Here is a 24,064-nt window from a genome sequence, read left to right as displayed (position 1 = left end):
TCCAGCGCTGGTCCTCGGCGTAGCCGTGTGCGGCCGGGCCCCGCGCCAGCTCGGCCCTCAACCGAGCCAGGCGAGCCTCGTCCAGGCGGCATTTGTCTCCGCCGGGGCCCTTGGAGGCCAGCGCCTCGATGCCGCCGGCCTGCCAGGCCCGGTACCAGCGGTTGGCCGACCTCCGGCGGTGGCACTCCATGGGCGAAAAGGTCCGCGGCCTCGAAGCACAACCGATCTCGCTTGGCACGTGCGGCGGCGGTCAGCCCGCCGCTTTCGGGATACCTCATGCTCCCGGTATGGCCGGTCTGGGCGATCGTCACGCTCTTCGCGAGGTAACTTCAGCCCTTCAAGCTCAGATGCTCGATGCACCCGCCTCCGCACAGGCACGATGGGCGGACATGTCAGGCGGCCCACAATGCGCCATAGGCTGGTTGTCGTGATCAAGGCTGTGGTGTTGACTGAGCTTCCCCCGTTTTTCCGGAGGCTTTGGATCATGGTCCACGGATCATGGGAAAGGTCTCGATTACGGGGAAGCGAAAGTACCCGCTGGAGCTACGCGAGCGCGCGATGAGGCTGTATCGGCAGGCCGAGCCCAAGCCGGTCATCGCGCACCTGGCCGACCAACCGGGCATCCACCGGGAGGCGCTGCGGAACTGGATCCGGCAGGACCAGGCCGATCACGGCGAGCGTGACGACCTGCCGAGCACCGCGGTGCTGGAGGAGAACCGGCGGCTGGCCAAGGAGAACGCCGAACTGCGGCGAGTCAACGAGATCCTGCGGGCGGCCAGCGCGTATTTCGCCCAGGAGTTCGACCTGACCCGGCGGCGGTCATGAGGTTCATCGACACCCACCCTGGCCTTGCCGCGGTCGAACTCCTCCTGCGGGTCCTGGGCGTGCCCGTCTCCACCTACTACGGATGGCGTGAGCGCGTCGCCCGGCCCAGCGCACGAGCGGTGGCCGATGCCTTGCTGCTGGAGGAGATCGTTAAGATCCGGGCCGGTCACGAGTTCGCCGGCACCTACGGCTCACCACGCATCCACTTGGAGCTGCGCCGACGCGGCGTCCGCGTCTCCCGCAAGCGGGTCGAGCGCCTCATGCGCCAGGCCGGGCTGCAGGACGCCTTCATGCGCAAGGGCTTCACGACCGGCTCCACCCGCCAGGACCCGCGTCATCAGGCGGCGCCGGACCTGGTCTGCCGCGACTTCTCCGCGTCCGCGCCAAACCGGCTGCGGGTCGCCGACCTGACAAGGATCCTCACCGGCCAGGGCGTGCTGTGGCCGGCCTCGGTCCGCGACGCTTTCTCCAACCGGGTCGTGGGCTGGAAGACCTCCGACCGGGCCGACACCGAGGTGGTGCTGGGCGCGCTGGAGTTCGCCCTGTGGAGCCGCGACGTGCGCACCGGGCAGCTCGTTCACCACTCCGATAAGGGCTGTCAATATACGGCGATTCGCTTCACCCAGCGGCTGGCCGATGCGGGTATCGCCCCCTCGACCGGTAGCGTCGGCGACAGCTTCGACAACGCCCTGGCCGAGAACCTCTGGTCAACGATCAAGGTGGAGCTGGTCTACCGCACCACCTGGGCCACCCGAGAGGAAGCCGACACGGCCCTGTTCCGTTACATCGACGGGTGGTACAACCCCCGCCGCATCCAGTCGTGATCCTTCGCGGTCACCTGCTGGCCTATTCTCCGGCTGCTGATGGGCGACTGTTCTATGACGGGCCGGAACAGGCACCGCTTACCGGAGGGGCTTACCGGGCCGTGTGGCGACGTGCCCGTAAAGCTGCTCTGAGCCCTGCTGAGCACGTGTCCCAGGTGGCTCGACGTCCGTACGACCTGCGGCATGCCAACGCCAGCATGCTGATCCAGGCAGGGGTGCCGGTAGTGGAGATTGCCCGACGTCTGGGCCACTCCATCCGCACCCTACTCAATACCTATGCTCACTGGATCGACGGCGGGGAGGATGCGGCAAACGCGCAGATCGAGGCCGCCCTATCCGCCAAAATGATCACCGGTAGTGCTGTGACCTGCAAAAACGCAAACCAGGGGCCAACCACGGGCCAACGGGCCGTAGAACTGGCCGTATGGCTGTAAAACCCCAGGTCAACCCCCTGTGTATGGGCGTCCGCACGTTATCCACAGAACGCCGTTCGTGTCCGCAGGGCCGCGTGTTCGTAAGGAAACCTGATCCAGCAGAGGCCGGGCATTGGACCTGGCGGGATTTCCGGGAGGAAACGATGGCTCGATCGATCGCCGGTGGTATCCGAGGTCACCGGTCGCGGTGGTTGCGTGCCCGCTGGACGCTGCTGATCGCCGGCCCGGGCCGCGATCGGGGTATGTCCACCGCTGAATACGCGGTTGGCACGATCGCCGCCTGTGCTTTCGCCGCGCTCCTTTTCAAGGTGGTGACGAGTCCCGAGGTCCAGCAGATGATCTCAGGCTTGATCAACCGGGCGCTGAACGTGGCCGGATGACTTCTGTGGGGACGGTCGCCTCCACGCGCCCGTCGCAGGGATCGGTGACCGCGGAGACCGCGGTGGTTCTGCCCGCCGTCGTGGTGATGCTGGCCGCCGCGTTGTGGGCGGTGGCGGCGGTCGGTGCACAGCTGGAGTGCGTGGACGCGGCCCGGGCGGGAGCTCGGGCCGCGTCACGGGGTGAGTCGCTGGAGCAGGTGCGAGGTGGTGTGCTGGCCGCCGCTCCAGCGGGTGCCAACGTCGTGGTGACCCGGAGCGCGGAGGTGACCCGGGTGGAGGTCTCCGTGAGCATCAGACCCCGCTGGGGCGCCTCGCTTCCGGCCGTCACCATCCGCGCGACCGCGGTCTCCGCGACAGAACCGGGAGCCGGGCGGTGAGGCGGAGGGATCGTGAGGGAAGGCCGGGAGGGGCCGGTGGATCGGGAAGGCCGGAGAGGGGCCGGTGGATCGGTAAGGCCGGGACGGGCCGACGCATCGGGGGGATAGGGAGAGATCGGGGAGCGGTGACCATATGGGTGGCCGGGCTCATGGCACTGGTCTTCGCGGTGACTGCGACGATCGTGTTCGCCGGCACGGCCAGAGTGGCCCGTCATCGGGCGCAGAGTGCCGCCGATCTCAGCGCGCTCGCCGCTGCCCGGCTGGCCTTCGCCGCTCCGGAGCGCGGGTGTGCGGAGGCGTCCTCGCTGGCCGAAGGCAACGGAGCGATGATCACACGATGTTTCATCGACGGCGACGGCATCGCCGACGTCCAGGTGGCCGTGGGGCTCTCGCTGCCTGTGCTGGGCGACCGGACGATCATGGCCAATGCGCGTGCCGGACCTGTCGACATCGCCGGTTTCATTGGTTGAGAAACAGTGTCGAGACGCAGGTGAGGGCGGGAGGAAACCTGCGGGAAAGCGCAGTGTGGACCCACAGGGAAACGCGGGAAAGCGCAGTGCGGCCCCATGGAGAAACAGAGTGGAGACAGGGCTGCCGGGCATTTGAGGGGCAAGGTCGCAATCGAATTACGACTCTTAGACGACATGTCCAAAAGCCAGAAATCTCACGTAAGGTTCCGCTTACCCTCGGTCCGTGTTGTCTTGTGCTCAGGCATGGGAAGGGATGGGTCGCGAGTCGCCGGGGCGCACGGCACTGTCGAGCGGTCCGTCCCGATCGCGACCACAGGTTCGGGGGCCGGGCCGGTGCGAACCGGCCTGGAGGACTGGCACGTCCGGTCGCCGTGCGACCGCTCGCGCAGCGGGTGGCCGGGTGGTGCGCGGCTCTCGACGAAGGGAAGCGTCGTGACGACGGTTCGCGGACTGGTCGCTGTGGCGACGATCGCGCCGATCGTGTCCGTGTCCGCTCTGCTTGCTGTCGCGAGTCCGGCGCAGGCCGTGGCGAGACTGGACATCCCCTCACGGGTCACCTCCAACAGGGCGGTGACTCTTTCCGGCACGGTCGATCCGCTGTTCGACGCGGTCCTTTTCATCAATGGCCGGCAGGTGGCGAAAGGCGATCGCAAGGTCTCCTACTCATGGGACCCCCGTGACCGCCCCAATGGCAGGTATGAGATCAAAGTCGAGCAGAGAGGCAAGCTCCTCGGTGCCGAGTGGCACCAGGCCGGCAAAACCCTGACCCAGGCGGTTCCTCCGGCGACACCGAGCGGGGTGGCCGTCAGGCTGCGGGGCGGCAAGGCCATGGTGACCTGGCGCAAGGGCTCCGAACCCGATCTGCGGGGCTACCAGCTTTCCACGAGCCAGACCGGCAAGGTCGGATCGGTACGGGTGGGTAGCGCCTGTTCCGGCGGCTGGTGCAGGGCGACCCTGTCCGTTCCCGCGAAGGCAGCCGGCCGGCGGATCGGGTTCACGGTGCGGGCGCTGCGCGGTAACGGCAACGGCGGCACCCTGACCTCAGGCGACTCGGCCGTCGCCTCGGTGAGCATCCCCGCTCCCAGGGCGCCGCGGACCTCGCAGGACACCGAGAGCCAGAACGCCGGCACCGGCAAGACCACCGAGAAGACCACCGGGTCACGGAACGGCACGACTCAGCAGAACACCGGCAGGAGCACAGGCAGTCCGCAGAGCGGAAAGACCGACGGCAAACAGCGGAGTGGCGTCCAGGACCTGCCGCGGCTACCGGCAAAGAAGCCCGCGACGGCTCCGACACGGCCTCCGGGGACGGCGGACGTGCCCACGAAGGCACCTGGGTCTCGGGACGCGGTCGAGGACGACGGCAACGTCGCGCAGCCACCCGCCAAGCGGGACAAGAAGGGCGATGCCGCCAGAGGTGAGTCCAGGGACGAAGAGGAGCCGACCCCCGACTCCGCGATCACCGGGACAGACGTCGCACCGGCTACGAAGACCAGCGTCACGGCCCGGTCGTCGGAGACGCCGGCGGAGGGGATAGGCCAGTACGGCATCGTCATCGCCGGTGCCCTGATCCTGCTGCTGCTCGGCGCGCACGGTGGTGCCTGGGTCCGTCGCAAGCTGCTGGCCGCGGACGCGGGCGCCGGAGCGGCGGCGACGCCCCCCGCCTCCGGCGGTGACGGCCCGCCCACGGCCGCTGCCAGGGCAACCGGGGACACCGGGCCGGTCGCGGCCACGGCCGCTCCCCGGCGGCCCGCGGTCATCCTCGCCGTGGTCAAGACCCGCCAGGTCCAGCCGGTCCCGGCGAATCCGTCTTCCGTGCACCCCCCATCGGCCCGACAGGGGCCGGCCTCTTCCCCGGTACGACAGGCCCCCGCCCGTCGTATCTCGGTTCATGCGGAGGACGCGCCGTCGGAGCAGGCTTCGGTCCGTCGCTTCTCGGTTCATGCGGAGGGTGCTCCGTCCGAGCAGGCTCCCGCGCGTCATCTTTCAGCTCACGGACAGCATGTCCTGGCCGAGCAGGTTCCCGGCCGGGCGGAGCCGGGCTCCGAACCTGTTCCTGAGCCCCGGGCCGAGCCCGTTCACCTGACGCTGCCCGTCGCGGCGCCGATCCCCGAGGTGGCCGCCGTCACCCCGGTCGCGGTCCGGATCGGAGACCAGTGGGACGGCTATCTCCCGCCCGCGCCCCGGTCCATGGAGGACAGCGGTTTCTGGGAGCGTCCGCAGCCAGGGGCGACCGACTTCTGGGCCGCCGACGACAAGGAAGAGGACGACCCGTCCTACTCCGGTGGTCGTCGCGTCCTCGGTGATGGCTGACCCGAAGGACACGCGGTCCTTTGCCGTCTCCCATACGGCGGCGTTTCTCTCGTCCGGTCGTTACGGCTGATCGGCTGGACATGCGGCTCTTTGCCGTCTGCCGTCTGCCGTCTGAAAGTGTCCTCTCGTCCGGTCGTTATGGCTGACCCGAAGGAGATGCCGTCCTCTGCCGTCTGCCGTTTGGCGGTGTCTTCCCGCCCGGTCGTTTCCGGATGGAATTCCCGTGGAGCCGATGGGGAGCATGGTGGTGGGCTGTGCCGCCGGGTGTTTCAAGGAGTCCCTTCGCGGGTGGGGTGAGGCCGGGTTCTGCTGCCGGGTTTTTCAGGGGCGGGGGCTTCGGCGGGTGATGGCGGCGGGAAGGTGACGGCCTCCGATCAGGTTTCCCGCGGCGGGAAGGTGACGGCCTCCGATCAGGTTTCCCGCGGGGCGATGGGGAGCAGGCGATCAGGTTTCCCGCGGGGCGACGGGGAGCAGGCGATCAGGTTCCCTGCGGGGCGACGGAGAGCAGGACGGCCAGGAGCCGGAGGGCGCCTGCCTTGTCCAGGGGTTCGTTGCCGTTGCCGCACTTGGGCGACTGGATGCATGAGGGGCAGCCGCGTTCGCACTCGCAGGAGGCGATGGCCTCCCGGGTGGCTGTGAGCCAGTCGAGGGCGCGGGCGTAGCCGCGCTCGGCGAAGCCCGCGCCGCCTTCGTGGCCGTCGTAGACGAAGACGGTGAGCAGCCCGGTGTCGGGATGGAGCTCGGTGGAGACGCCGCCGATGTCCCAGCGGTCACAGGTCGCGAAGAGCGGGAGCAGGCCGATGGCGGCGTGTTCCGCCGCGTGCGCGGCCCCGCCCAGGTCAAGGCCGTCCTCGGCCAGGGAGACGACCGCGGAGGTGGGCAGCGTCCACCACACCGCGCGGGTGCGCAGCGTGCGCGGGGGCAGGTCGAGGGGCTCGTCGCCCAGGAGCTCGCCGCTCTGGGCGCGGCGCTTGAGGTAGGACACGACCTGGCGGGTGACCTCCACGGAGCCGAAGTGGAGCTCTCCCGGGCCGAGCGGGTGCGAGCGGAGGGACTCCAGGACCGAGATCTCGGTGACGTCCCTGGCGAAGGTCGTGTAGTCGGGGGTTCCGGCCTCGACGAGGGCGACTCCCGCCTCCAGGTCGAGTTCGACGACCACGTACGTCTCACCCTGATGGACGTAGACGGCGCCGGTGTGCACGGTCGTGTGGGCCGAGGGTTCGTCCACGGTGCCGAGCAGCCGCCCGGTGGACGCCTCCACGACCTGGACCGGCGCGCCGCCCGCGCCCCGGATGTCGGCGAGGTCGGTGGCCCGTTCCCGGCTGGTCCAGAACCAGCCCGTGGCGCGTTGCCTGAGCAGGCCCTCCGTCACCAGGCCGGCGAGCACCTCCTTGGCGGTCGGGCCGAAGATCTGCAGTTCGTCCGGGGTGAGCGGGATCTCGGCGGCGGCGGCGCACAGATGCGGGCCCAGCACGTAGGGGTTGTCGGGGTCGAGGACGATCGCCTCGACGGGCCGGCCGAACAGCGCCTCGGGGTGGTGGACCAGATAGGTGTCCAGCGGATCGTCCCTGGCGATCAGCACCGCCAGGGCGTCCTGCCCGGCCCGTCCCGCCCGTCCGGCCTGCTGCCAGAGCGAGGCCCGGGTCCCCGGCCATCCCGCGATGAGCACGGCGTCCAGCCCGGACACGTCGACGCCGAGCTCCAGCGCGTTGGTCGTGGCCAGCCCGAGCAGGTCTCCCGACCGGAACGCCTTCTCCAGTCCACGGCGGTCCTCCGCCAGGTATCCGGCCCGGTAGGCCGCCACCTTGTCCGGCAGATCCCCGGGCGCCCCCACGTCGAACACGAGGTCCTGGAGTTTCGCCCGGGTGGTGAGGGCCACGGACTCGGCGGCACGCCGCGAGCGGACGAAGGCCAGGGTGCGGACGTCGGCGATCACCAGGTCCGCGAGGAGGTCGGCGCTCTCGGCGGTGGCGGGACGGCGGAGGGGGGCGCCGCCCTCGCCGCGCAGATCGGTCAGGGGAGGCTCCCACAGGGCGAAGGTGGTCGCGCCCCGAGGGGAGGCGTCCGTGGTCACCTCGGCCATCTGGAGGCCCGTCAGGCGCATCGCGAAGGCCCCGGGGTCGCTGGCCGTGGCCGAGGAGAGCACGAAGGCCGGGGCGGAGCCGTACCGTGTGCAGACGCGGCGCAGGCGGCGCAGGATCTGGGCCACGTGGGAGCCGAACACGCCCCGGTAGCCGTGGCATTCGTCCACCACGACCATCCGCAGCCGCCGCCAGAAGGACGACCAGTTGGCGTGGCGGGGCAGCAGGGTGCGGTGGAGCATGTCCGGGTTGGTCAGGACGTAGTTGGCGTTTTTGCGGACCCAGGCCCGTTCCTCGAAGGAGGTGTCGCCGTCGAAGGTGGCCGCGCGGAGCTCGGGGACGTCGAGCTCGTTCAGGGCGCGTAGCTGGTCGGCGGCCAGCGCTTTGGTAGGCGTGAGGTAAAGGATCGTGCCGCCGTCGAGCACCGAGGAGAGGGCGGGGACCAGGTAGGAGAGGGATTTGCCCGAGGCGGTCCCTGTGGCAATGATCACGTTTTGACCACGATGGACCAGGTCGGCCGCCTCTGCCTGATGTGACCATAGGCCCGAAATGCCGTGGTTCGCCCAGCGCGTAACCAGGCTCTCGTGAACCCAGTCCGGCCAGCGGGTCTGACCCGCCTGACGTGCTGGAACGTGCTCCACGTGGGTCACGCGGTCGCGACGTGCGGGAACGCCGAGCAGGTGGCGGAGCGCGGAACCTGCTCGAAGAGAGGAGGATGAGGGCGGAGTCACTGGTTTCCAGTCTGGCATCTGTGGGCAGAGTCGCCGGGAATCGTGATTTCGTATAGACACTGAGCGTACGCATGGTTGAATGCCGCGCGTCGGGGCTTGTCGTCTGGGGGCCACCCGGTCCCAGGAGTCACGCCTGAATCGGTACTTTCGCAGGCAAGGCGCTGGAGGATCTGTGGATCTGAAGTTGGACCACCATTCCGAGGACCGTCTCACCATCGTTGAGGTCGAGGGTGAGATCGATGTCTACACCGCGCCCAGATTGCGTGAGCTCCTGATCGACCTGGTCAACAAGGGGAACTTCCACCTCCTGGTTAACATGGAGAAGGTTGACTTCCTTGACTCAACGGGCCTTGGTGTCCTGGTCGGCGGGCTCAAGCGAGTTCGGGCGCACGACGGCTCACTGGAGCTGGTCTGCACCCAGGAGCGCATCCTGAAGATTTTCCGGATCACCGGACTCACCAAGGTCTTCGGGATCTACGCCTCGGTGGAAGAGGCCAAGGAAGCCCACGGCCGAGACAAGTAGTCGTGGCTACCGTCGAGCTGACGTTCAGCGCTCTCCCCGCGCACGTGCGCACGGCACGTCTGGTCGCCACGGCGATCGCCAGGCGCACCGGCGTGGAGGAGTCGTTGCTGGACGAGGTACGGCTCGCCGTCGGTGAGGCGTGCTCCCGGGCTGTCGAGGCACATCGCCTCCACTGTCCGGGAGAGCCGATCCGCATCGAGCTACGTGATGATCTGGGGCGGTTTGAGGTGACTGTCACCGACTCCGCCCCGAGTGATGAGTTGGAGCAGGAGCGCGAGCTTTTACGGTTCGACGATCCACTCGGGCAGCTTCCCGACACGCTGATGACCGGATTCGGCATCGCGGTCATCGTGGGACTGGCCGACGACGTCCAGGTCTACCCCAGCCAGAAGGGCATGCGCATCCGCATGAGCTGGCCTGCGGCGACCAACGGTCTGTCTCCGGTCTGACAGCCGAGAGCCTCGGGGCTCTGGCAGCAGAGAACTTCGGTAGCCGGGCGCGTCCACTGGGCGCGCCCGGCTGTCCGTATGGGGGCACGAGGTTTCGGTCAAAACATAATTTTGATACGTGTAGGCCGAAACCAGAGGGAAATGCGAGTTTAAGATTCGTTTCACCGGCCTGAATGCCCTTATAAGCAGGCTGGTCGAGAGCGATTACTGAACGCTCCGTTAATTTGGCCGAGCACAGAGGCTTCATATCCGAGTCGTAGCTGCGTAGACTCCCGGCACCGGCCAAGGTTTGTCCTTCGGAGCGGCCCGTGAACGGGCTCAATTCCGTGGGGAGTCTGCGGACGCAACCGGAAGCGGCACTGCCAACACCCGGAGTGCGCCGCTCCGTCTGCCGACCATCCATCGCAGCGCACTCCGGGCAGGACGTGTTCCCGTCTTGCCGAGGAGAGTCGGATGTCTGTGCTCCATCTAGCCGTTGCCGAAGAGCCAGCGGTATCCCTGAGCGGTTCCCATTTCAACATAGTGATAGTGGTGGCCGTCGTGGCCCTGCTCGCACTCGCCGTCGCCGGCGTCCTCGTGCGGGAGGTGCTCGCCGCCGGTCAAGGCACCGAGCGTATGCAGAACATCGCGCGAGCCGTACAGGAAGGGGCCTCCGCGTATTTGGCGCGGCAGTTCCGGACGCTCGCGGTGTTCGTCATCCTGATCCCTTTCCTGCTCTATCTGCTCCCCGCCGAATCGACCGGTGTGGCCATCGGCCGCTCGGTTTTCTTCGTGGTGGGCGCGGTCTTCTCCGCACTCACCGGCTTCATCGGCATGTGGCTGGCGGTCCGCGGGAACGTCCGGGTCGCCGCCGCCGCCCGTGAGTCGGGCGAGAAGGTCGCGATGCGGATCGCCTTCCGCACCGGCGGCGTGGCCGGAATGATCACCGTCGGTCTCGGCCTGCTCGGCGCCGCCATCGTGGTGATCGTCTACGGAGGCGACGCCCCGGCGGTGCTGGAGGGCTTCGGCTTCGGCGCCGCCCTGCTCGCCATGTTCATGCGGGTCGGCGGCGGCATCTTCACCAAGGCCGCCGACGTCGGCGCCGACCTGGTCGGCAAGGTCGAGCAGGGCATCCCCGAGGACGACCCGCGCAACGCCGCCACCATCGCCGACAACGTGGGCGACAACGTCGGCGACTGCGCGGGCATGGCCGCCGACCTGTTCGAGTCCTACGCGGTCATGCTGGTCGCCAGCCTGATCCTGGGCAAGGTGGCCTTCGGCACCGAGGGCCTGGTCTTCCCGCTGATCGTGCCGATGGTCGGCGTGATCACCGCGATCATCGGCATCTTCACCACCTCCCCGCGGAAGGGCGACCGCAACGGCATGGCCGCGATCAACCGCGGCTTCTTCATCTCAGCCGTCATCTCGGCGGTCCTCGTCGGCGTCGCGGCCTTCTTCTACCTGCCGAGCAGCTTCGCCGGCCTGACCGGGGTGAGCCCGGAGATCGCCGCGATCACCTCCGACCCGCGCCTGATCGCCATCGGGGCCGTGCTCATCGGCCTGGTGCTGGCCAGCGCCATCCAGATCCTCACCGGTTACTTCACCGAGACGAACCGCCGTCCGGTGAAGGACATCGGGGAGAGCTCCCGCACCGGTCCCGCCACGGTCATCCTGTCCGGCATCAGCGTCGGCCTGGAGTCGGCGGTCTACTCGGCGCTCATCATCGGCGCCGCCGTCTACGGGGCGTTCCTGCTCGGCTTCGGCAACGTCACCATCGCCCTGTTCGCCGTGGCCCTGGCGGGCACCGGCCTGCTGACCACCGTCGGCGTCATCGTGTCGATGGACACCTTCGGCCCGGTCTCCGACAACGCGCAGGGCATCGCCGAGATGTCCGGGGACGTCGACGGGGAGGGCGCCCGGGTGCTCACATCGCTGGACGCCGTGGGCAACACCACCAAGGCCATCACCAAGGGCATCGCGATCGCGACGGCGGTGCTCGCCGCGACGGCGCTGTTCGGCGCGTTCCGGACGGCGATCGAGACCCAGCTCGCCTCCGCGACCCAGGGCGTCAAGGACGTGCTCGGCTCCTTCAGCACGTTCAGCCTGAGCGTCGACTCCCCGAACGTGCTGGTCGGTCTGATCATCGGCGCGGCGGTGGTGTTCATGTTCTCCGGCCTGGCCATCATGGCGGTCGGCCGGGCGGCCGGGCGGGTGGTCTTCGAGGTGCGCGAGCAGTTCCGCACCAAGCCGGGGATCATGGCGGGTACGGAACTGCCCGACTACGGCAGGGTCGTGGACATCTGCACCCGTGACTCGCTGCGGGAGCTGGCCACGCCCGGCCTGCTCGCCGTGCTCACGCCGATCGCCGTCGGCTTCGCCCTCGGCTACGCGCCGCTCGGCGCGTTCCTCGCCGGGGCCATCGCCTGCGGCACGCTGATGGCGGTGTTCCTGGCCAACTCCGGCGGCGCCTGGGACAACGCCAAGAAGCTGGTCGAGGACGGCCACCACGGGGGCAAGGGATCGTCCGCCCACGAGGCCACCATCATCGGTGACACCGTCGGAGACCCGTTCAAGGACACCGCGGGCCCGGCGATCAACCCGCTGCTGAAGGTGATGAACCTGGTGGCGCTGCTGATCGCTCCGGCCGTGGTCACCTACGCCGACAACGTGGCGCTGCGGATCGGCGTCACCGTGGTCGCGGCCGGCATCGTCGTCGCCGCGGTGGTCGTCTCCAAGCGCCGCTCGGCGAGCATCGCCCCGACCGAGGAGAACAACGTCAAGCGCGAGCGAGAGCCGATCTCGAGCTGAGTAAGGCCTGACGGGAGGGGTGCGCGGGGTCCGTGCACCCCTTCCGCGTGTGCGGGGTCCCCCGATGGGAAACTGAGCCGTATGGAACAGCAGCCCTCCGGAGGCAAGTCACTCGTATTCATCCTGCTGGCGATGGCCGCGGTGTTCGCGGTGATCGTGGGGATCGCCATGTGGGCGGCGAGGTGACGACACGTACCCTGATCGTGCTGCGGCACGCCAAGGCGGCCCACGTCCACGGCCTGGCCGACCGGGAGCGCCCTCTCACCGGGCGCGGCGAGCGTGACGCCCGCAGGGTCGGGGAGACGCTCACCGGCATGGACCTCCATCCCGACCTGGTGCTCTGCTCGCCGTCGGAGCGGACCAGGCAGACCGCCAGGCTGGTCCTGCCCGATGCGGACATCACATTCGACCCGGCCATCTACGAGGCATACTCCGACGAGCTCCTCACGCTGATCCGGCGGAGCGACCCCGAGATCCGCACGCTGATGCTGGTCGGGCACAACCCCGGCGTCCACGAGCTGGTCCTGGACCTCACCGCGGGGGACGGCGACCCCGGCTTCCCGCCCGGCGCGTTCGCCGTCATCGAGACCGAGGACGAGTGGGCCGAGCTCGAGGCGGGACGCGGCGTCGCCCGCTGGAGTCCCAAGGAGCACTGAGCGTCCCGGGGTCCAGGAGCACTAAGCGTCCGGAAGGCGGGCAGGAAGGTCGCATCCCCCCGTCCTGACGACCTCGGGGGGTGGCATGCGCAGGATCGCCGAGGCGCTGCGGGGCGACTTCGTGCTCGCCGGCCGTCCCGCCTGGGGCTACAGCCTGCTGTGCGCGCTGGGCATCTGCCTTCCGCTGGTGGCCGGCGTCATGCTCGGCCATGTCCCGCAGGGCGCCGCGATGGCCCTGGGCGGCTATCTCACCGTCTTCGGGGACGTCCCGGGCCTGCCGTACGGCGAGCGCGCCCGCAAGCTGCTCGTCGCCACGCTCATGGTCACGCTGGGTTCGGGCCTGGGCGCGCTGATCCAGCCGTACCCCTGGGTGGCCGCCGTCGTGGTGGGCCTGGTCGCCATGGCCGGCGGCTACTGGCCGGTGATCAGCATTTCCGCGGTGCTCTCGGTGGCCCTGACCTATTTCGCCCCGCCGGGCCTGAGCGTGCCGGCCCACATGGAGGTCACGGCGGCCGGTGGCCTGCTGATGACGCTGCTCCTCGTGGGGCTCTGGCCGGTGCGCCGCCTCCAGCCGCTCCGCACGGCCTTCGAGACGGCCGGTACGGCGCTGGCCGACCTGCTGGAGGCCGCGGGGCGGGCCCCGCTCTCCGAGGAGAGCTGGGAGGTGCTGCGCCGCTCCGCCGGCACCGCCCTGGACGACGCGGCCAAGGGGTTCTCCCTCTACCGGGTCTCGGAGGAGGACGACCGGGCCCTGCAGCGGCTGCTGGCCACGCTGACCCGCGTCCTTCACGAGACCGTCGCGCTGCGCGTGCTGCGGGCGGCGGCCGTGCAGACGGGTGTGGGCACCGGCTGGACCGAGGAGCTGAACGAGGCGGTCGGGGCCCTGGCCCGCGCGCTGCGGGAGGCCGTGACGCTCGGCGGTTCGGCCGGGGTGCCCGAGGCGCTGGGCGCCGTCGGGCGGTTCGCCGACCAGGTCGAGGAGATCCGCCGGGCCGCTCACACGGGCGGTGCGCCGCTGCCCGCGGCCGCGCTGCTCGGGCAGGTCCGCCGGTGCCTGGACCGGATCGGGATGGCGGTGCGGTCGGTGGCGCAGCAGGCGGTCGAGGGGGTCGAGGTCGGACCGCGCCTGCCCAGGTTCGGCCGGCTGCGCAAGCCGGTGTTCTCCACCGGCCACCATCCGGTACGGCTGGGCCTGGCGGTGACCCTGGCCATGGTGCTGATGCTGGTGACCCACGAGCACTACGCCAAGTGGTTCGTGGTGACCGTGATCGTCAGCCTCCGCCCGGCCTACCGCGACACCGTGGAGCGGGTGGTGCTGCGGACGGCCGGCACGGCGGTGGGGGCGGCGGGGGCGGCGGTGGTGCTGGCGGTCGCGCCCGGCCACCTCTACCTGATCGTTTTCATCGCGGTCTGCGCGGTGCTGGGATTCGCGCTGCGGGGGGCCAGCTACGGCTACTGGACGATCTTCGCGACGCCGCTGTCGCTGATGCTGTCGGACTTCTCCCTGCCGCTGGACTGGGGGGCGGCGGCGGTCCGGGTGGCCCTCACGATCGCGGGCGGGGCGCTGGTGCTGCTCTTCGCCCGGCTGCTGTGGCCCCGGGGGCAGCGCGCGAAGCTGACCGGCAGGGCCGTGGAGATGCTCGAAAAGCACGCGGCGCTGGTGCGGTCGTTGATCGACCAGGACCCCGACGAGGTGCGCGCGCGGCTCTCCTCGGCGGCCGTCGCCGCAGACCGGTTCGCCGACTCCCTGGACCGGCTGGACAAGGAGCCCGGCGGCAGCGCGCCGCAGCGGCTCAGGGACGCCGTGACGGCCGCCCGGCGGCTCCGCGACAACGCTCTGGCGCTGTTCGCCGTGCCGCGGCCCAGCGAGGAGTCCGGGCCCACGGCGGCGGTCCTCGACATGGTCGCCGACCGGCTGGAGAACGTCGCCGAGGCGGTCGGCACGGAGCGTCCCGAGGCTCCGGCCGACGACCTGGACGGTGTCCTGGACGAGCTCGGCGCGCACGTGGACGTGCTGACCGCGCGACGGCTGGACGAGGTGGCCGAGGGGGCGGCCGATCAGATGACCGAGGTGCGCCGCGGGATCATGCACGCCGCCGCCGCGCAGCCGGCCCTGAAGGGGCTCAGCGCCGAGGCTCTCCGGCTGGCCGCGCTCACCGCTCCGCGACGATGACGCCGTCCTCGGCGTCGGCGGCCTCGACCTCGGCGCGCGGGATGCCGAGCAGGTAGAGGATCGAGTCGAGGTAGGGCACGTTGACCGCGGTGTCGGCGGCCTGGCGGACCACCGGCTTGGCGTTGAACGCGATGCCCAGCCCGGCCGCCGCGATCATGTCGAGGTCGTTGGCGCCGTCGCCGATGGCCACGGTCTGGCTGATCGGGATGCCCGCCTGGCGGGCGAAGCGTTCCAGGGCCCGTGCCTTGCCGGGGCGGTCGACGATCTCGCCGACGACCCGTCCGGTGAGCACGCCGTCCACGACCTCCAGCGTGTTGGCCGCGGAGTAGTCGATGCCGAGGTCGTCGACGAGGGCGTCGGTGAGCTGGGTGAACCCGCCGCTGACGATCGCGAACCGGTAGTCGAGCCGCTTGAGCGTCCGTACCAGGGTGCGGGCGCCGGGGGTGAGGACCAGCTCCTTGCGGACTTTTTCGAAGATCTCCTGGGGGAGGCCCTCCAGCAGCGCGACCCGGCGGCGCAGCGACTCGGCGAAGTCGAGCTCGCCGCGCATCGCCTCCTCGGTGACCCGGGCGACCTCCTCCAGGCAGCCCGCGTGGGCCGCCAGCAGCTCGATCACCTCGGCCTGGATGAGCGTGGAGTCCACGTCCATCACGATCAGCCGCTTGGCCCTGCGGTGCAGGCCGGTCCGCTGCACGGCCACGTCGACCTGCTGCACGTGCGCCTCGATGGCGAGCTCGGCCCGGAGCGTGTCCGGGTCGGCGCCGGAGACGGCCAGCTCGATGCAGGTCACCGGGTAGTTGGACAGCCGTTCGATCCGGTCGATGTTGGCGCCGGCCGCGGCGATCCGGCCGGCGATGCCGGCCATGGCGGCGGGCTGCAGCGGCGATCCGAGCACGGTGACGTGCAGCCGCCCGCGCCGCCGCTTCTCCTGCGGATCGGAGCCGGTGGACAGCTCCACCTGCAGCCCCATGTCCTCGGCGGCCCGCTCGACGGTGGTCCACAGGGCGCCTATGGTGCTGCCCGTCCCGGTCGGGGTGTCGCCCGCGTAGGCGACGAGGACGCCCAGGGTGAGCCGGCCGCGGATGACGACCTGCTCGATGTCGGCGACGACGACGGGGAAGCCGGCCAGCACGGAGAAGAGCCGCGAGGTGACGCCCGGCCGGTCGGGTCCGGTCAACGTGATCAGAAGCGTGCGCTGGTTCATCGGTGTCTACGCTACTTGGCCCCGGAATCGATCGTGAATGTGGTTCATCATCCGGACGCCTGAAGTTCGCGCTCTCCTCCCGCCCCGCGTCTCAGCGGGGCCCGGGGCAGGCGATGACGGCGGCCACCCGGCGGTGGGTGCCGGGGATATTCTCCGGCGCGGGCTTCAGGAAGATCGAGTTCACGTGTTCCACGATCGCGGAGACCGGCGGGTGCGGGGCACGGGCGTGCCGCCGTTGGACAGGCCGTGCGCCGTCTTCCGCTCCCGTGCCCCACGGGGTCCGGAGCGTCCCCGACCGTCCCGTGCCCCACGGGGTCCGGAGCGTCCCCGACCGTCCCGTGCCCCACGGGGTCCGGAACGTCCCCGACCGTCCCCCGGCGCGCCCACGGGGTCCGGAGAGCGGAGAGCCCCCGGCCTGCGACGCCCCCTGAAGGGAAGGGACAGGACGGGGGCTCTCACGGGGGGGTACGGCTAGCGCACGATCCTGGTCTTGACCTTCTTCACGAAGTACCAGCTCTTGAAGCCCATGCGCTCGAACTCGTCGCGGTTGAGGGTCTCCGCGCCGGTCGGCAGGTCATAGGTGTCGACGCCGAGGATGGCCGTGGCGGTGCCCTTGGACTTCTTGCCGAGCTTCACCGTGATCTTGATGCTCTCGTACTCGCCGACTTCGAGGGCCAGGGGGGTCCAGCACCAGTAGCCGTCCTCGTACCAGTCGCACTCGGTCCCCTTGGGGGCGTGGACCCGGACGACCTTGGAGCCCTTGGGCAGCACGCCGCCGAGGTAGTACGAGTCGGCCTCGTAGGGGCCCGTGTTGGTGGCCTTGATCGTGTAGGAGATCGTCGCTCCGGCCCGGGCCCTGCTCGGCGCCGAGATCTTCAGGTCGAAGGAGGAGTAGGGGTCGTCAGCCGTCTTGACGGCCGCGGCGGAGGCCTTTGTGGGAGCGGCCGAGGCCGGCGTGGCGAGCAGCATCGTGCCCGCGAGCGGAGCGACCAGGGCCAGAGCGGCGATCTTGTAGATCGGGTGGCGCATTAAACGTCTCCCAGTTGAGGGGTACGAGGGCGCTGCGGTTGCCCCCGTGAAAGTTCGCAGCGTTTTATCACACATATTAGGTAAAGCAAAAATCTACCTAAGTAAAGTGATTTGTGACGGAGCGAACGGGGCGGCGGCCGTACGGAATCGGGAGGGATCCCGCGCCGAGGCGGCCCGCCCTGGTGGGCCGCCTCCGCACGCGTCGGATCCGGGCGCGGACCGTCAGAGGATCCTGGTCTTCACCCGCACGTACTTCAGGTCGGTGCCCACGTCGATGCCGTGGATGTCGAGGGTGTCGAGCCCGCCCGCGGGGACGTCGATCGACGCCGAGGCGAACTCGGCCGTCGCGGTGCCCCGAGCGCTGCTCCTCAGCCACACCTTGACCTTGATCGTGACCGATCTGCCCGGCTTCAGGGTGTCGAGCAGACAGCCCACCTCGCGCCCGTCGGCCTCGCAGATCGAGCCGGAGGGGCCGGTGATGCGGACCTTGCGCGCCTGCCGGGGAGCGTAGCCCCCGACGTAGGCGATGTCGGTGGCCCAGTCGCCGGCGTTCCTGGCCTTGAGCGTGTAGGTGATCGTGTCGCCCGCGTAGACCCGGCGCGGGTAGTAGGCGGTCAGCTTCAGCGGCGACAGCGGTGCGGCCACGTGGGCCGTGGTCGGCGCGGCCGCGGCGGCGTTCGCGCCACCAGGGGTGAGGAGCATGCCTCCTGCCAGGGCGATGGCGGCGAAGGCGGTCAGGTGCCGGCGCATTTCTTACTCCAGTCGAATTCGGTGTTCCCCCGTTGATTGCCGTGCCCAGCATGGGGCGGCCGACTTGGAAACCCCTTGCGGCTGACTGGCTACTGGAGAATCAGATGGACGTCGCCGAATTCGTGCCAGAGATAACCCTCACCGAGCGCCTCCGCGTAGGACAGGGAGAGCAGCTCGCCGCCGGCGATCGCGGACAGCATCAGCAGGTGGCTGGAGCGCGGTCCGTGCAGGCCGGTGATCAGGCCGCTCACCGCCCGCACACCGGTCGAGGGGGTCACCAGGTGGGAGGTCCAGCCTCGCGCGGCCCGGACACGGCCGCCGGTCAGAGCGGCAGTCTCCAGCGCCCGCACCACGGTCGTGCCCACCGCGATCACCCGGCCTCCGGATCCACGTGTGAGCCGGACCTGCCGCGCGGTCGCCTCGGAGACCTCGAACCACTCCGGACAGGGCGGCTCGTCCGCTGTCGGCGAGGCCACCCCGGTGTGCAGGGTGATCGGCGCGACGCCGATCCCGCGCGAGACCAGCCCGGTCACCAGCCCGGTGGTGAACGGCCGGCCGGCGCTGGGCATCTCCGCGCTGCCGGGCCGGACCCCGAACACGGTCTGGTAGTCCTCCAGCGGCCAGTCCCGCTCCACGTACGAGTAGCGGATCGGCACGCCGTACCGGCGCAGGTAGGCGGGGACCTCGCGGTCCAGCCGGGCCCGCCACAGGCGCGGGGTCTCCCGCTCCAGCAGGAACAGCGTGGCCCCGCCGGGCAGCGGCAGCCACTCTCCGGCCGCGCCGCCCGGGTAGGGCTCGCTGGCCATTTCCGCGCCCGCTCCGGCCGCTCCCGGCCTCCGCGTGTCCTGCCCGGCGCCCCCGCCGCCGGGCCCGGACCGCAGTTCCAGCCGGCGGCGCAGCTCCACCAGCCAGGTCCCGTCCTCGCGCTCGGTGGAGAAGTGCACCGCGAGCCGGTCGAGCCGGACCGCCGCGGGGAGGGTGGCGGAGTTGTTGACCACCAGCAGGTCGCCGGGGTGGAGCAGGCCGGGCAACTCGGCGAACCCGTGATGGGTGATCTCCCCGGTGTCGCCGTGCGAGACCAGGAGCCGCACCCCGTCACGGGTCAGCCCCCGCGCCTCCGGCGGCTCGTGCGCCTCCAGGTCGTGCGGGAGCACGAAACCCGGAGCCATGGCGTCCGTCACGGGCGCGTTCACGAGACCTCCTCCGCCGGCCCCACCCGCCGCCCGTCCACCCGCTCGCCTCGCGCGCTCACGGGTGGCTCACCCGGCCGATCGCCGGACGCTCCTCGATCAGCCGCCGCAGGGTGGGCACGACCGTCTCCGGCCCCGGCGCCGCCGCCGCGTCCTCGGCGCCGACCGCGTCGGCCGGCATGGCCGTGTTCATCTCCCCCGGGTCGACCCACCAGACCGCGACCCGAGGCTCCTCGACGGCCGGCACGTTGGAGAGCTGCTCCAGGGCGGAGCCCGTACCCGCCCCAGCCGTCGGAGGCCAGGGAACGGGCCAGGGCCAGGCCGAGTCCGCGGGAGGCGCCGGTGATGAGTGCGGTCTTCGTCATGTCCCCGACGGTAGGAATCGAACGTCCCGCGCGCATCGGCCGCAGGACCGGGCCGCGCCTGGGCTGATGGACCTAGGACCCCGGCCGGAGGCTCCGGTGGGTCGCGGCGCTTAGAGTTTTCCCGTGACCGAAGACCGGGACGCCGTCCTGCAGGCGGTGAGCTCCGCCGTTCTCGCGGTGACCAGGCATCTCTCGGTCCGGGAGGTGCTCCAGGTCATCGTGCGCTCGGCGCAGCAGTTGCTGGACGCCCGCTATGCCGCGCTCGGCGTGCCCGACGACCAGGGGGCGTTCGCCGAGTTCGTCGCCGAGGGCATCTCCGACGAGGAGTGGGACGCGATCGGGCCGATGCCCCGCCAGCACGGCATGCTCGGTGCGATGCTGCGCGAGGGCGCGCCGGTCCGGCTGCCCGACATCCGCAGGGACGCGAGGTTCGAATACTGGCCGCGTGCACATCCGGTGCTCAAGGACTTCCTCGGGGTGCCGATCCGCGACGGCGACCAGGTGCTCGGCATCGTCTTCCTGTCCAACAAGAGGGCTCCCGGCGGCTTCACCGAGGCCGACCAGCGGCTGCTGACCATGTTCGCCGCGCACGCCGCGATCGCGCTCACCAACGCCCGCCTCTACGAGCGGGGCCGGGAGCTGGCACTGGTGGAGGAGCGCACCCGGATGGCCCGGGAGCTGCACGACGCGGTGACCCAGAAGCTGTTCTCGCTGCGGCTCACCACCCAGGCGGCGGCCTCGCTGGTGACCCGCGACCCCACGCGGGCGCTGGAGGAGCTGGAACGGGTGGAACGGCTGGCGGGGGAGGCGCTGGCCGAACTCCGCGCGGTGATCGTCGAGCTCCGCCCGGCCGAGCTCGACCGCCACGGCCTGGCCGAGACGCTCCGCAAGCACGTGCGCCTGCTGGACCGGCTGCACCCGGCGTCGTTCACGTTCGACGAGGCGCCGGTGTGCGCCCTCGAACCGGTGACCGAGGTGGCGGTCCTGCGGGTGGCCCAGGAGGCGCTGCACAACGCCTCCCGGCACTCGGCGGCGCGGGCCGTCGGCGTGCGGCTGGGCTGCGAGGCGGGCCGTGTGATCCTGGAGGTGCGCGACGACGGGGCGGGGTTCGACGTGGCCGCCGCCGCCGGGCGAGGGTTGGGCATCGCGTCGATGGAGGACAGGGCGCAGGTCCTGGGGGGGAGCGTGCGCGTGACGTCGGAGCCCGGCCACGGGACCCTGGTGCGGATGGAGGTGCCGGTGTGATCCGCGTGCTGATCGCCGACGACCATCCGGTCGTCCGGCAGGGCCTGCGCACCTTCCTGGGCCTGCAGGACGACCTCGACGTGGTGGGGGAGGCGGCCGACGGCGCCGAGGCGGTCGCCCTGGTGGAGTCCCTCGCCCCCGATGTGCTGCTGCTCGACCTGAAGATGCCGGTCCTCGACGGTCTCGGCACGCTCCTCCGGCTGGAGGAGCACGGGCTCTCCCCGCGCGTGCTGGTGCTGACCTCGGTCGGCGACCGGGAGGACGTCGCCCCGGCGATGCGGGCCGGCGCGTCCGGCTTCCTCTACAAGGACGTCGACCCCGCCGCGCTCGTCCAGGCCATCCGCGCCGTCCACGGCGGCCAGGTGCTGCTGGCCCCCGAGGCCGCCGAGGCGATGCTGTCCGTCCCCGCTCCTGCCCCCGCCCCGGCGGCGGGCAGATACGTGGCGCCGCTGACCGACCGGGAGCTTGAGGTGCTCACACTGATCGCCTCGGGCCGGTCCAACCGTGAGATCGCCCGGGAGCTGGCGGTGGCGGAGAAGACCGTGAAGACCCATGTCTCCAACGTGCTGATGAAGCTGGGCGTGCAGGACAGGACCCAGGCAGCCCTCTACGCGGTACGGCACGGCCTGGCCTGACCGCGCCCGCGGGTGGGCTCCGCCGTGCCGGGTGAGCGGCGCCGTGCCCGGATCCGCCGGGGGGCGGGGTGCCTCACGCGGCGGGTCCGCCGTGCCCGGACACGCCGGGGCGGGACTAGACGAGCTCGGTGATGGCGTGGTGGGCGGCCACGCGTGCCCGCCGTACCGCGCGGTCGAGGTCGCGCAGGGCGTTGCCCCGGGTGGCGATCTGGCCGGAGGTGAGCCCCCGGTCGTCGGCGACCCGGAGCACCGCGGCGAGCCGGGCGGCGAGGGCGGCGACCCGGTGGGCGCGGGCCGGGTAGCCGGGGGCCAGGCCGTCGTCGACGCTCTCCACCCGCCGATGCCCCTGGGCCGGGCCCTCCACGCCGAGCAGGGCGTCGGTGGCCGTGCGCATCGCGAGCGTCAGGGTGTGCTCGGCCTCGGCGAGGGAGGGGATGTCGGGGACGTTGACGCTGGCCTCCAGTACGCTCCAGCGCACCCCGGCGTACGATGACCCGCGGCGGTCCCGCGTGGGGACCAGGCCGAGGCATCTACCGGCAAGCACGGCTATCGCCGCCTGCCCGGCCTCGATGGCCGCGGAGTTGAAGGGGGGCGGTCCGGTGAGTCCGAGCGGGTCGCCCGCGACCGGGAGGGCCAGGCGCAGGGATTTCATGCCTTCGACCCGCAGGTCGGCGAGGAAGGCACGGAGGAGGAGGTCGCCGTTCTCTCCGGCGACGAGTTGGGGGCCGGCCTGCCGCTCCACCCGGTCGGCGGCCTCGTCGAGGCCGACCTGCCCGGTGAGCCAGGCGTTGCCCCAGCAGACCAAGGTGGCCGAGATCTGTGAATCAGGGTGCACCGATCCACGATATGCGCTTGTCCTGCAATAGGTTTTGTTCGAGCGATTCACGAGGAGGCGTAAGGGATGGGCGGTCAGGTGCTTCGGCTACAGGACGTCACCGTCCGCAGAGACGGGGCGGCCCTGCTGCGGGACATCGACTGGACCGTTCACGAGGACGAGCGGTGGGTCGTCATCGGTCCCAACGGCGCGGGGAAGACGACGCTGTTACAGGTCGTCGGGGCGATGCTGTTCCCCACCGAGGGCGTCGTGGAGATCCTGGGCGAGCGGCTCGGTCAGAGTGACGTGTTCGACCTGCGGCCCCGGATCGGGCTCGCGAGCGCCGCGCTCGCCGAGAAGGTGCCGCCGGAGGAGAAGGTCATCGACCTGGTGCTCACCGCCTCCTACGCGATCCTCGGCCGCTGGACGGAGGAGTACGACTCCAACGACGTCACCCGTGCCGTCGAGCTGATCGACCAGCTCGGCTGCGCCCATCTGATCCGGCGCCGGTTCAACACGCTGTCGGAGGGCGAGCGCAAGCGGGTGCAGATCGCCCGGGCGCTCATGCCGGACCCCGAGCTGCTGCTGCTGGACGAGCCCGCCGCCGGACTGGACCTGGGCGGCAGGGAGGACCTGGTCCGCCGCCTGGCGACGTTCGCGCACGACCCGAAGGCGCCGACCATGGTGCTGGTCACCCATCACGTGGAGGAGGTGCCCAGCGGGTTCACCCACGCGCTGCTGCTCCGGCACGGCTCGGTGGTCGCCCAGGGCCCGATCGACCAGGTGATGACCGCCGAGAACCTGTCCCGGACCTTCAGCGTCCCGCTCAACCTGGAGCGCGGGCTCGACGGCCGCTGGTATGCCCGGGCGCATCATTTCTGAGACCCGCACCGGCCGCCGCCCGAAGGCCGGCGGCCGGTGGCGGGGAAGTCTGTCCGGTGCCGGGGACACCCCCGCCGCCGGTCATGGAGCGTCCCCCTCCTAGCATCCGGTGAGTGCCGTGCACCGTTCCTGGGCGCGAGCCGTACGAGCCAGGTAGGGGAAGCTTGATGACGCCATGGGAAGCGATCGCGATCCTCGCGGCCGGGATAGGGGCCGGAGGCATGAACGCCGTCGTCGGATCGGGGTCGCTGATCACGTTCCCGACGATGGTGGCGGTGGGGCTGCCGCCGATCGTCGCCAACGTCTCCAACAACATCGGGCTGGTGCCGGGGTCGCTGACCGGCGCGCTCGGCTACCGCGCCGAGCTGACGGGACAGCGTGAGCGGCTGATCCGGCTGGGCGCCGCCTCGATCGCGGGTTCCCTCATCGGTGGCGTGCTGCTGCTCTTCATGCCCGCCGAAACCTTCAACGTGGTCGTGCCGATCCTGATCGGCCTGGCGTGCGTGCTGGTGGTGGTCCAGCCCAGGCTCAACAAGTGGCTGAGCGCCCGGCGGGAGGATCCCCACCCGCACGGCGGGCCGTGGCTGTGGATCGGGGTTTTCGCCGCCGGGATCTACGGAGGCTATTTCGGTGCGGCCCAGGGGGTCCTGCTCATCGGGCTGCTGGGCAGTTTCCTCGACGACGACCTGCAGCGGGTCAACGCCGCCAAGAACGTTCTCTCGCTGCTGGTCAACGGGACCGCCGCGGTCCTGTTCGTCCTTGTCGCGGAGGTGGACTGGCGGGCGGTGGCGCTGGTCGCCGTGGGGGCCACGATCGGCGGTTTCCTCGGCGCGAAGGTCGGCCGGAAGCTGCCGGCGCCTGTTCTGCGTGGCTTCATTGTCTGCATTGGCATTCTGGCGATAATCAAACTGGTGTACGGATAAATGC

General features: G+C 70.6%; 23 protein-coding genes and 1 pseudogene. 16 read left to right on the top strand and 8 right to left on the bottom strand.

Features of this window, described 5'->3' with window-relative positions; all coding sequences use genetic code 11:
- Window positions 1–190: pseudogene (locus BM085_RS22085) on the bottom strand (helix-turn-helix domain-containing protein); the annotation flags it as partial.
- A gap of 308 nt (window positions 191–498) precedes the next feature.
- Between BM085_RS22085 and BM085_RS22080 the strand changes: the two are divergent.
- From BM085_RS22080 to BM085_RS22050, 7 genes are all read left to right on the top strand, one after another.
- On the top strand, window positions 499–825 hold the full coding sequence (locus tag BM085_RS22080) for a transposase (protein WP_093888831.1): 327 nt from the start codon (window positions 499–501) through the stop codon (window positions 823–825).
- Window positions 822–1,649, top strand: coding sequence for an IS3 family transposase (locus BM085_RS22075; RefSeq protein ID WP_093888830.1), 828 nt, complete (start codon window positions 822–824; stop codon window positions 1,647–1,649). Before BM085_RS22080 ends, BM085_RS22075 begins: the two co-directional genes overlap by 4 nt.
- A complete protein-coding gene (locus BM085_RS22070; RefSeq protein ID WP_177245205.1) occupies window positions 1,646–2,083 on the top strand; it encodes a tyrosine-type recombinase/integrase in 438 nt (145 codons plus the stop codon). Before BM085_RS22075 ends, BM085_RS22070 begins: the two co-directional genes overlap by 4 nt.
- Window positions 2,074–2,463, top strand: a complete 390-nt coding sequence (locus BM085_RS46045) for a DUF4244 domain-containing protein (RefSeq protein ID WP_245789519.1) — start codon at window positions 2,074–2,076, stop codon at window positions 2,461–2,463. Before BM085_RS22070 ends, BM085_RS46045 begins: the two co-directional genes overlap by 10 nt.
- Window positions 2,460–2,840, top strand: a complete 381-nt coding sequence (locus tag BM085_RS22060) for a TadE family type IV pilus minor pilin (RefSeq protein ID WP_093888827.1) — start codon at window positions 2,460–2,462, stop codon at window positions 2,838–2,840. The genes BM085_RS46045 and BM085_RS22060 overlap by 4 nt, the downstream gene beginning before the upstream one ends.
- The gene (locus BM085_RS22055; RefSeq protein WP_342742893.1) at window positions 2,837–3,310 is read left to right on the top strand and encodes an Rv3654c family TadE-like protein; all 474 of its coding nucleotides are present in this window, start codon (window positions 2,837–2,839) and stop codon (window positions 3,308–3,310) included. Before BM085_RS22060 ends, BM085_RS22055 begins: the two co-directional genes overlap by 4 nt.
- A 432-nt stretch (window positions 3,311–3,742) precedes the next feature.
- On the top strand, window positions 3,743–5,623 hold the full coding sequence (locus BM085_RS22050; RefSeq protein WP_143121013.1) for a fibronectin type III domain-containing protein: 1,881 nt from the start codon (window positions 3,743–3,745) through the stop codon (window positions 5,621–5,623).
- A 478-nt stretch (window positions 5,624–6,101) separates the two neighbouring features.
- Here BM085_RS22050 and BM085_RS22045 read toward each other — a convergent pair whose 3' ends face one another.
- Window positions 6,102–8,453, bottom strand: coding sequence for a DEAD/DEAH box helicase (locus BM085_RS22045; protein ID WP_245789518.1), 2,352 nt, complete (start codon window positions 8,451–8,453; stop codon window positions 6,102–6,104).
- A gap of 154 nt (window positions 8,454–8,607) precedes the next feature.
- Here BM085_RS22045 and BM085_RS22040 point away from each other — a divergent pair, with 154 nt between their 5' ends.
- From BM085_RS22040 to BM085_RS22020, 5 genes are all read left to right on the top strand, one after another.
- Complete coding sequence (locus BM085_RS22040) at window positions 8,608–8,958, top strand: STAS domain-containing protein (protein ID WP_012887265.1); 351 nt, start codon at window positions 8,608–8,610, stop codon at window positions 8,956–8,958.
- Window positions 8,959–8,960: 2 nt separating this feature from the next.
- The gene (locus tag BM085_RS22035) at window positions 8,961–9,407 is read left to right on the top strand and encodes an ATP-binding protein (RefSeq protein WP_012887266.1); all 447 of its coding nucleotides are present in this window, start codon (window positions 8,961–8,963) and stop codon (window positions 9,405–9,407) included.
- Window positions 9,408–9,860: 453 nt separating this feature from the next.
- The gene (locus BM085_RS22030) at window positions 9,861–12,194 is read left to right on the top strand and encodes a sodium-translocating pyrophosphatase (protein WP_093888823.1); all 2,334 of its coding nucleotides are present in this window, start codon (window positions 9,861–9,863) and stop codon (window positions 12,192–12,194) included.
- A gap of 182 nt (window positions 12,195–12,376) precedes the next feature.
- Window positions 12,377–12,850, top strand: a complete 474-nt coding sequence (locus BM085_RS22025; protein ID WP_245789517.1) for a SixA phosphatase family protein — start codon at window positions 12,377–12,379, stop codon at window positions 12,848–12,850.
- An 85-nt stretch (window positions 12,851–12,935) separates the two neighbouring features.
- Window positions 12,936–15,023, top strand: coding sequence for an FUSC family protein (locus BM085_RS22020; protein WP_093888821.1), 2,088 nt, complete (start codon window positions 12,936–12,938; stop codon window positions 15,021–15,023).
- Here the strand turns inward: BM085_RS22020 and serB are convergent.
- From serB to BM085_RS21995, 5 genes are all read right to left on the bottom strand, one after another.
- Window positions 15,004–16,227, bottom strand: coding sequence for a phosphoserine phosphatase SerB (serB, locus tag BM085_RS22015; RefSeq protein WP_093888820.1), 1,224 nt, complete (start codon window positions 16,225–16,227; stop codon window positions 15,004–15,006). The genes BM085_RS22020 and serB overlap by 20 nt on opposite strands.
- 471 nt (window positions 16,228–16,698) lie before the next feature.
- Entirely contained in the window at window positions 16,699–17,256 is a 558-nt protein-coding gene (locus BM085_RS22010; protein WP_177245204.1) for a DUF11 domain-containing protein, read from the bottom strand.
- A 222-nt stretch (window positions 17,257–17,478) separates the two neighbouring features.
- The gene (locus tag BM085_RS22005; RefSeq protein WP_093888818.1) at window positions 17,479–18,006 is read right to left on the bottom strand and encodes a DUF11 domain-containing protein; all 528 of its coding nucleotides are present in this window, start codon (window positions 18,004–18,006) and stop codon (window positions 17,479–17,481) included.
- Between the two features lie 89 nt (window positions 18,007–18,095).
- The gene (locus BM085_RS22000) at window positions 18,096–19,199 is read right to left on the bottom strand and encodes an S-adenosylmethionine:tRNA ribosyltransferase-isomerase (RefSeq protein ID WP_093888817.1); all 1,104 of its coding nucleotides are present in this window, start codon (window positions 19,197–19,199) and stop codon (window positions 18,096–18,098) included.
- Between the two features lie 55 nt (window positions 19,200–19,254).
- Complete coding sequence (locus BM085_RS21995; protein WP_093888816.1) at window positions 19,255–19,443, bottom strand: hypothetical protein; 189 nt, start codon at window positions 19,441–19,443, stop codon at window positions 19,255–19,257.
- A 241-nt stretch (window positions 19,444–19,684) separates the two neighbouring features.
- Here BM085_RS21995 and BM085_RS21990 point away from each other — a divergent pair, with 241 nt between their 5' ends.
- Complete coding sequence (locus BM085_RS21990) at window positions 19,685–20,806, top strand: GAF domain-containing sensor histidine kinase (protein ID WP_093888815.1); 1,122 nt, start codon at window positions 19,685–19,687, stop codon at window positions 20,804–20,806.
- Window positions 20,803–21,441, top strand: coding sequence for a response regulator (locus tag BM085_RS21985; protein WP_093888814.1), 639 nt, complete (start codon window positions 20,803–20,805; stop codon window positions 21,439–21,441). Before BM085_RS21990 ends, BM085_RS21985 begins: the two co-directional genes overlap by 4 nt.
- Before the next feature lie 115 nt (window positions 21,442–21,556).
- Here the strand turns inward: BM085_RS21985 and BM085_RS21980 are convergent, their stop codons facing one another.
- Window positions 21,557–22,276, bottom strand: coding sequence for a hypothetical protein (locus BM085_RS21980; protein WP_093888813.1), 720 nt, complete (start codon window positions 22,274–22,276; stop codon window positions 21,557–21,559).
- Between the two features lie 66 nt (window positions 22,277–22,342).
- On the opposite strand from BM085_RS21980, the gene BM085_RS21975 reads away from it, so the two are divergent.
- A complete protein-coding gene (locus tag BM085_RS21975) occupies window positions 22,343–23,137 on the top strand; it encodes an ABC transporter ATP-binding protein (RefSeq protein ID WP_093888812.1) in 795 nt (264 codons plus the stop codon).
- A gap of 167 nt (window positions 23,138–23,304) precedes the next feature.
- Window positions 23,305–24,060, top strand: a complete 756-nt coding sequence (locus tag BM085_RS21970; protein WP_093888811.1) for a sulfite exporter TauE/SafE family protein — start codon at window positions 23,305–23,307, stop codon at window positions 24,058–24,060.
- Window positions 24,061–24,064 lie beyond the last annotated feature (4 nt).

Source organism: Streptosporangium canum, from assembly GCF_900113865.1.
In the GTDB taxonomy this organism is placed as follows: domain Bacteria; phylum Actinomycetota; class Actinomycetes; order Streptosporangiales; family Streptosporangiaceae; genus Streptosporangium; species Streptosporangium canum.
The sequence above is the reverse complement of the archived record's forward strand: the minus strand, read 5'-3'. Positions and strand labels throughout refer to the sequence as shown.

Excerpts from the sequence above, each read along its gene's own strand:
- BM085_RS22080 (WP_093888831.1), top strand. The coding sequence starts at position 499 with ATGGGAAAGGTCTCGATTACGGGGAAGCGAAAGTACCCGCTGGAGCTA.
- BM085_RS22075 (WP_093888830.1), top strand. The coding sequence starts at position 822 with ATGAGGTTCATCGACACCCACCCTGGCCTTGCCGCGGTCGAACTCCTC.
- BM085_RS46045 (WP_245789519.1), top strand. The coding sequence starts at position 2,074 with ATGGCTGTAAAACCCCAGGTCAACCCCCTGTGTATGGGCGTCCGCACG.
- BM085_RS22060 (WP_093888827.1), top strand. The coding sequence starts at position 2,460 with ATGACTTCTGTGGGGACGGTCGCCTCCACGCGCCCGTCGCAGGGATCG.
- BM085_RS22045 (WP_245789518.1), bottom strand. The coding sequence starts at position 8,453 with ATGCCAGACTGGAAACCAGTGACTCCGCCCTCATCCTCCTCTCTTCGA.
- BM085_RS22030 (WP_093888823.1), top strand. The coding sequence starts at position 9,861 with ATGTCTGTGCTCCATCTAGCCGTTGCCGAAGAGCCAGCGGTATCCCTG.
- BM085_RS22020 (WP_093888821.1), top strand. The coding sequence starts at position 12,936 with ATGCGCAGGATCGCCGAGGCGCTGCGGGGCGACTTCGTGCTCGCCGGC.
- serB (WP_093888820.1), bottom strand. The coding sequence starts at position 16,227 with ATGAACCAGCGCACGCTTCTGATCACGTTGACCGGACCCGACCGGCCG.
- BM085_RS22010 (WP_177245204.1), bottom strand. The coding sequence starts at position 17,256 with ATGCGCCACCCGATCTACAAGATCGCCGCTCTGGCCCTGGTCGCTCCG.
- BM085_RS22005 (WP_093888818.1), bottom strand. The coding sequence starts at position 18,006 with ATGCGCCGGCACCTGACCGCCTTCGCCGCCATCGCCCTGGCAGGAGGC.
- BM085_RS21975 (WP_093888812.1), top strand. The coding sequence starts at position 22,343 with ATGGGCGGTCAGGTGCTTCGGCTACAGGACGTCACCGTCCGCAGAGAC.
- BM085_RS21970 (WP_093888811.1), top strand. The coding sequence starts at position 23,305 with ATGACGCCATGGGAAGCGATCGCGATCCTCGCGGCCGGGATAGGGGCC.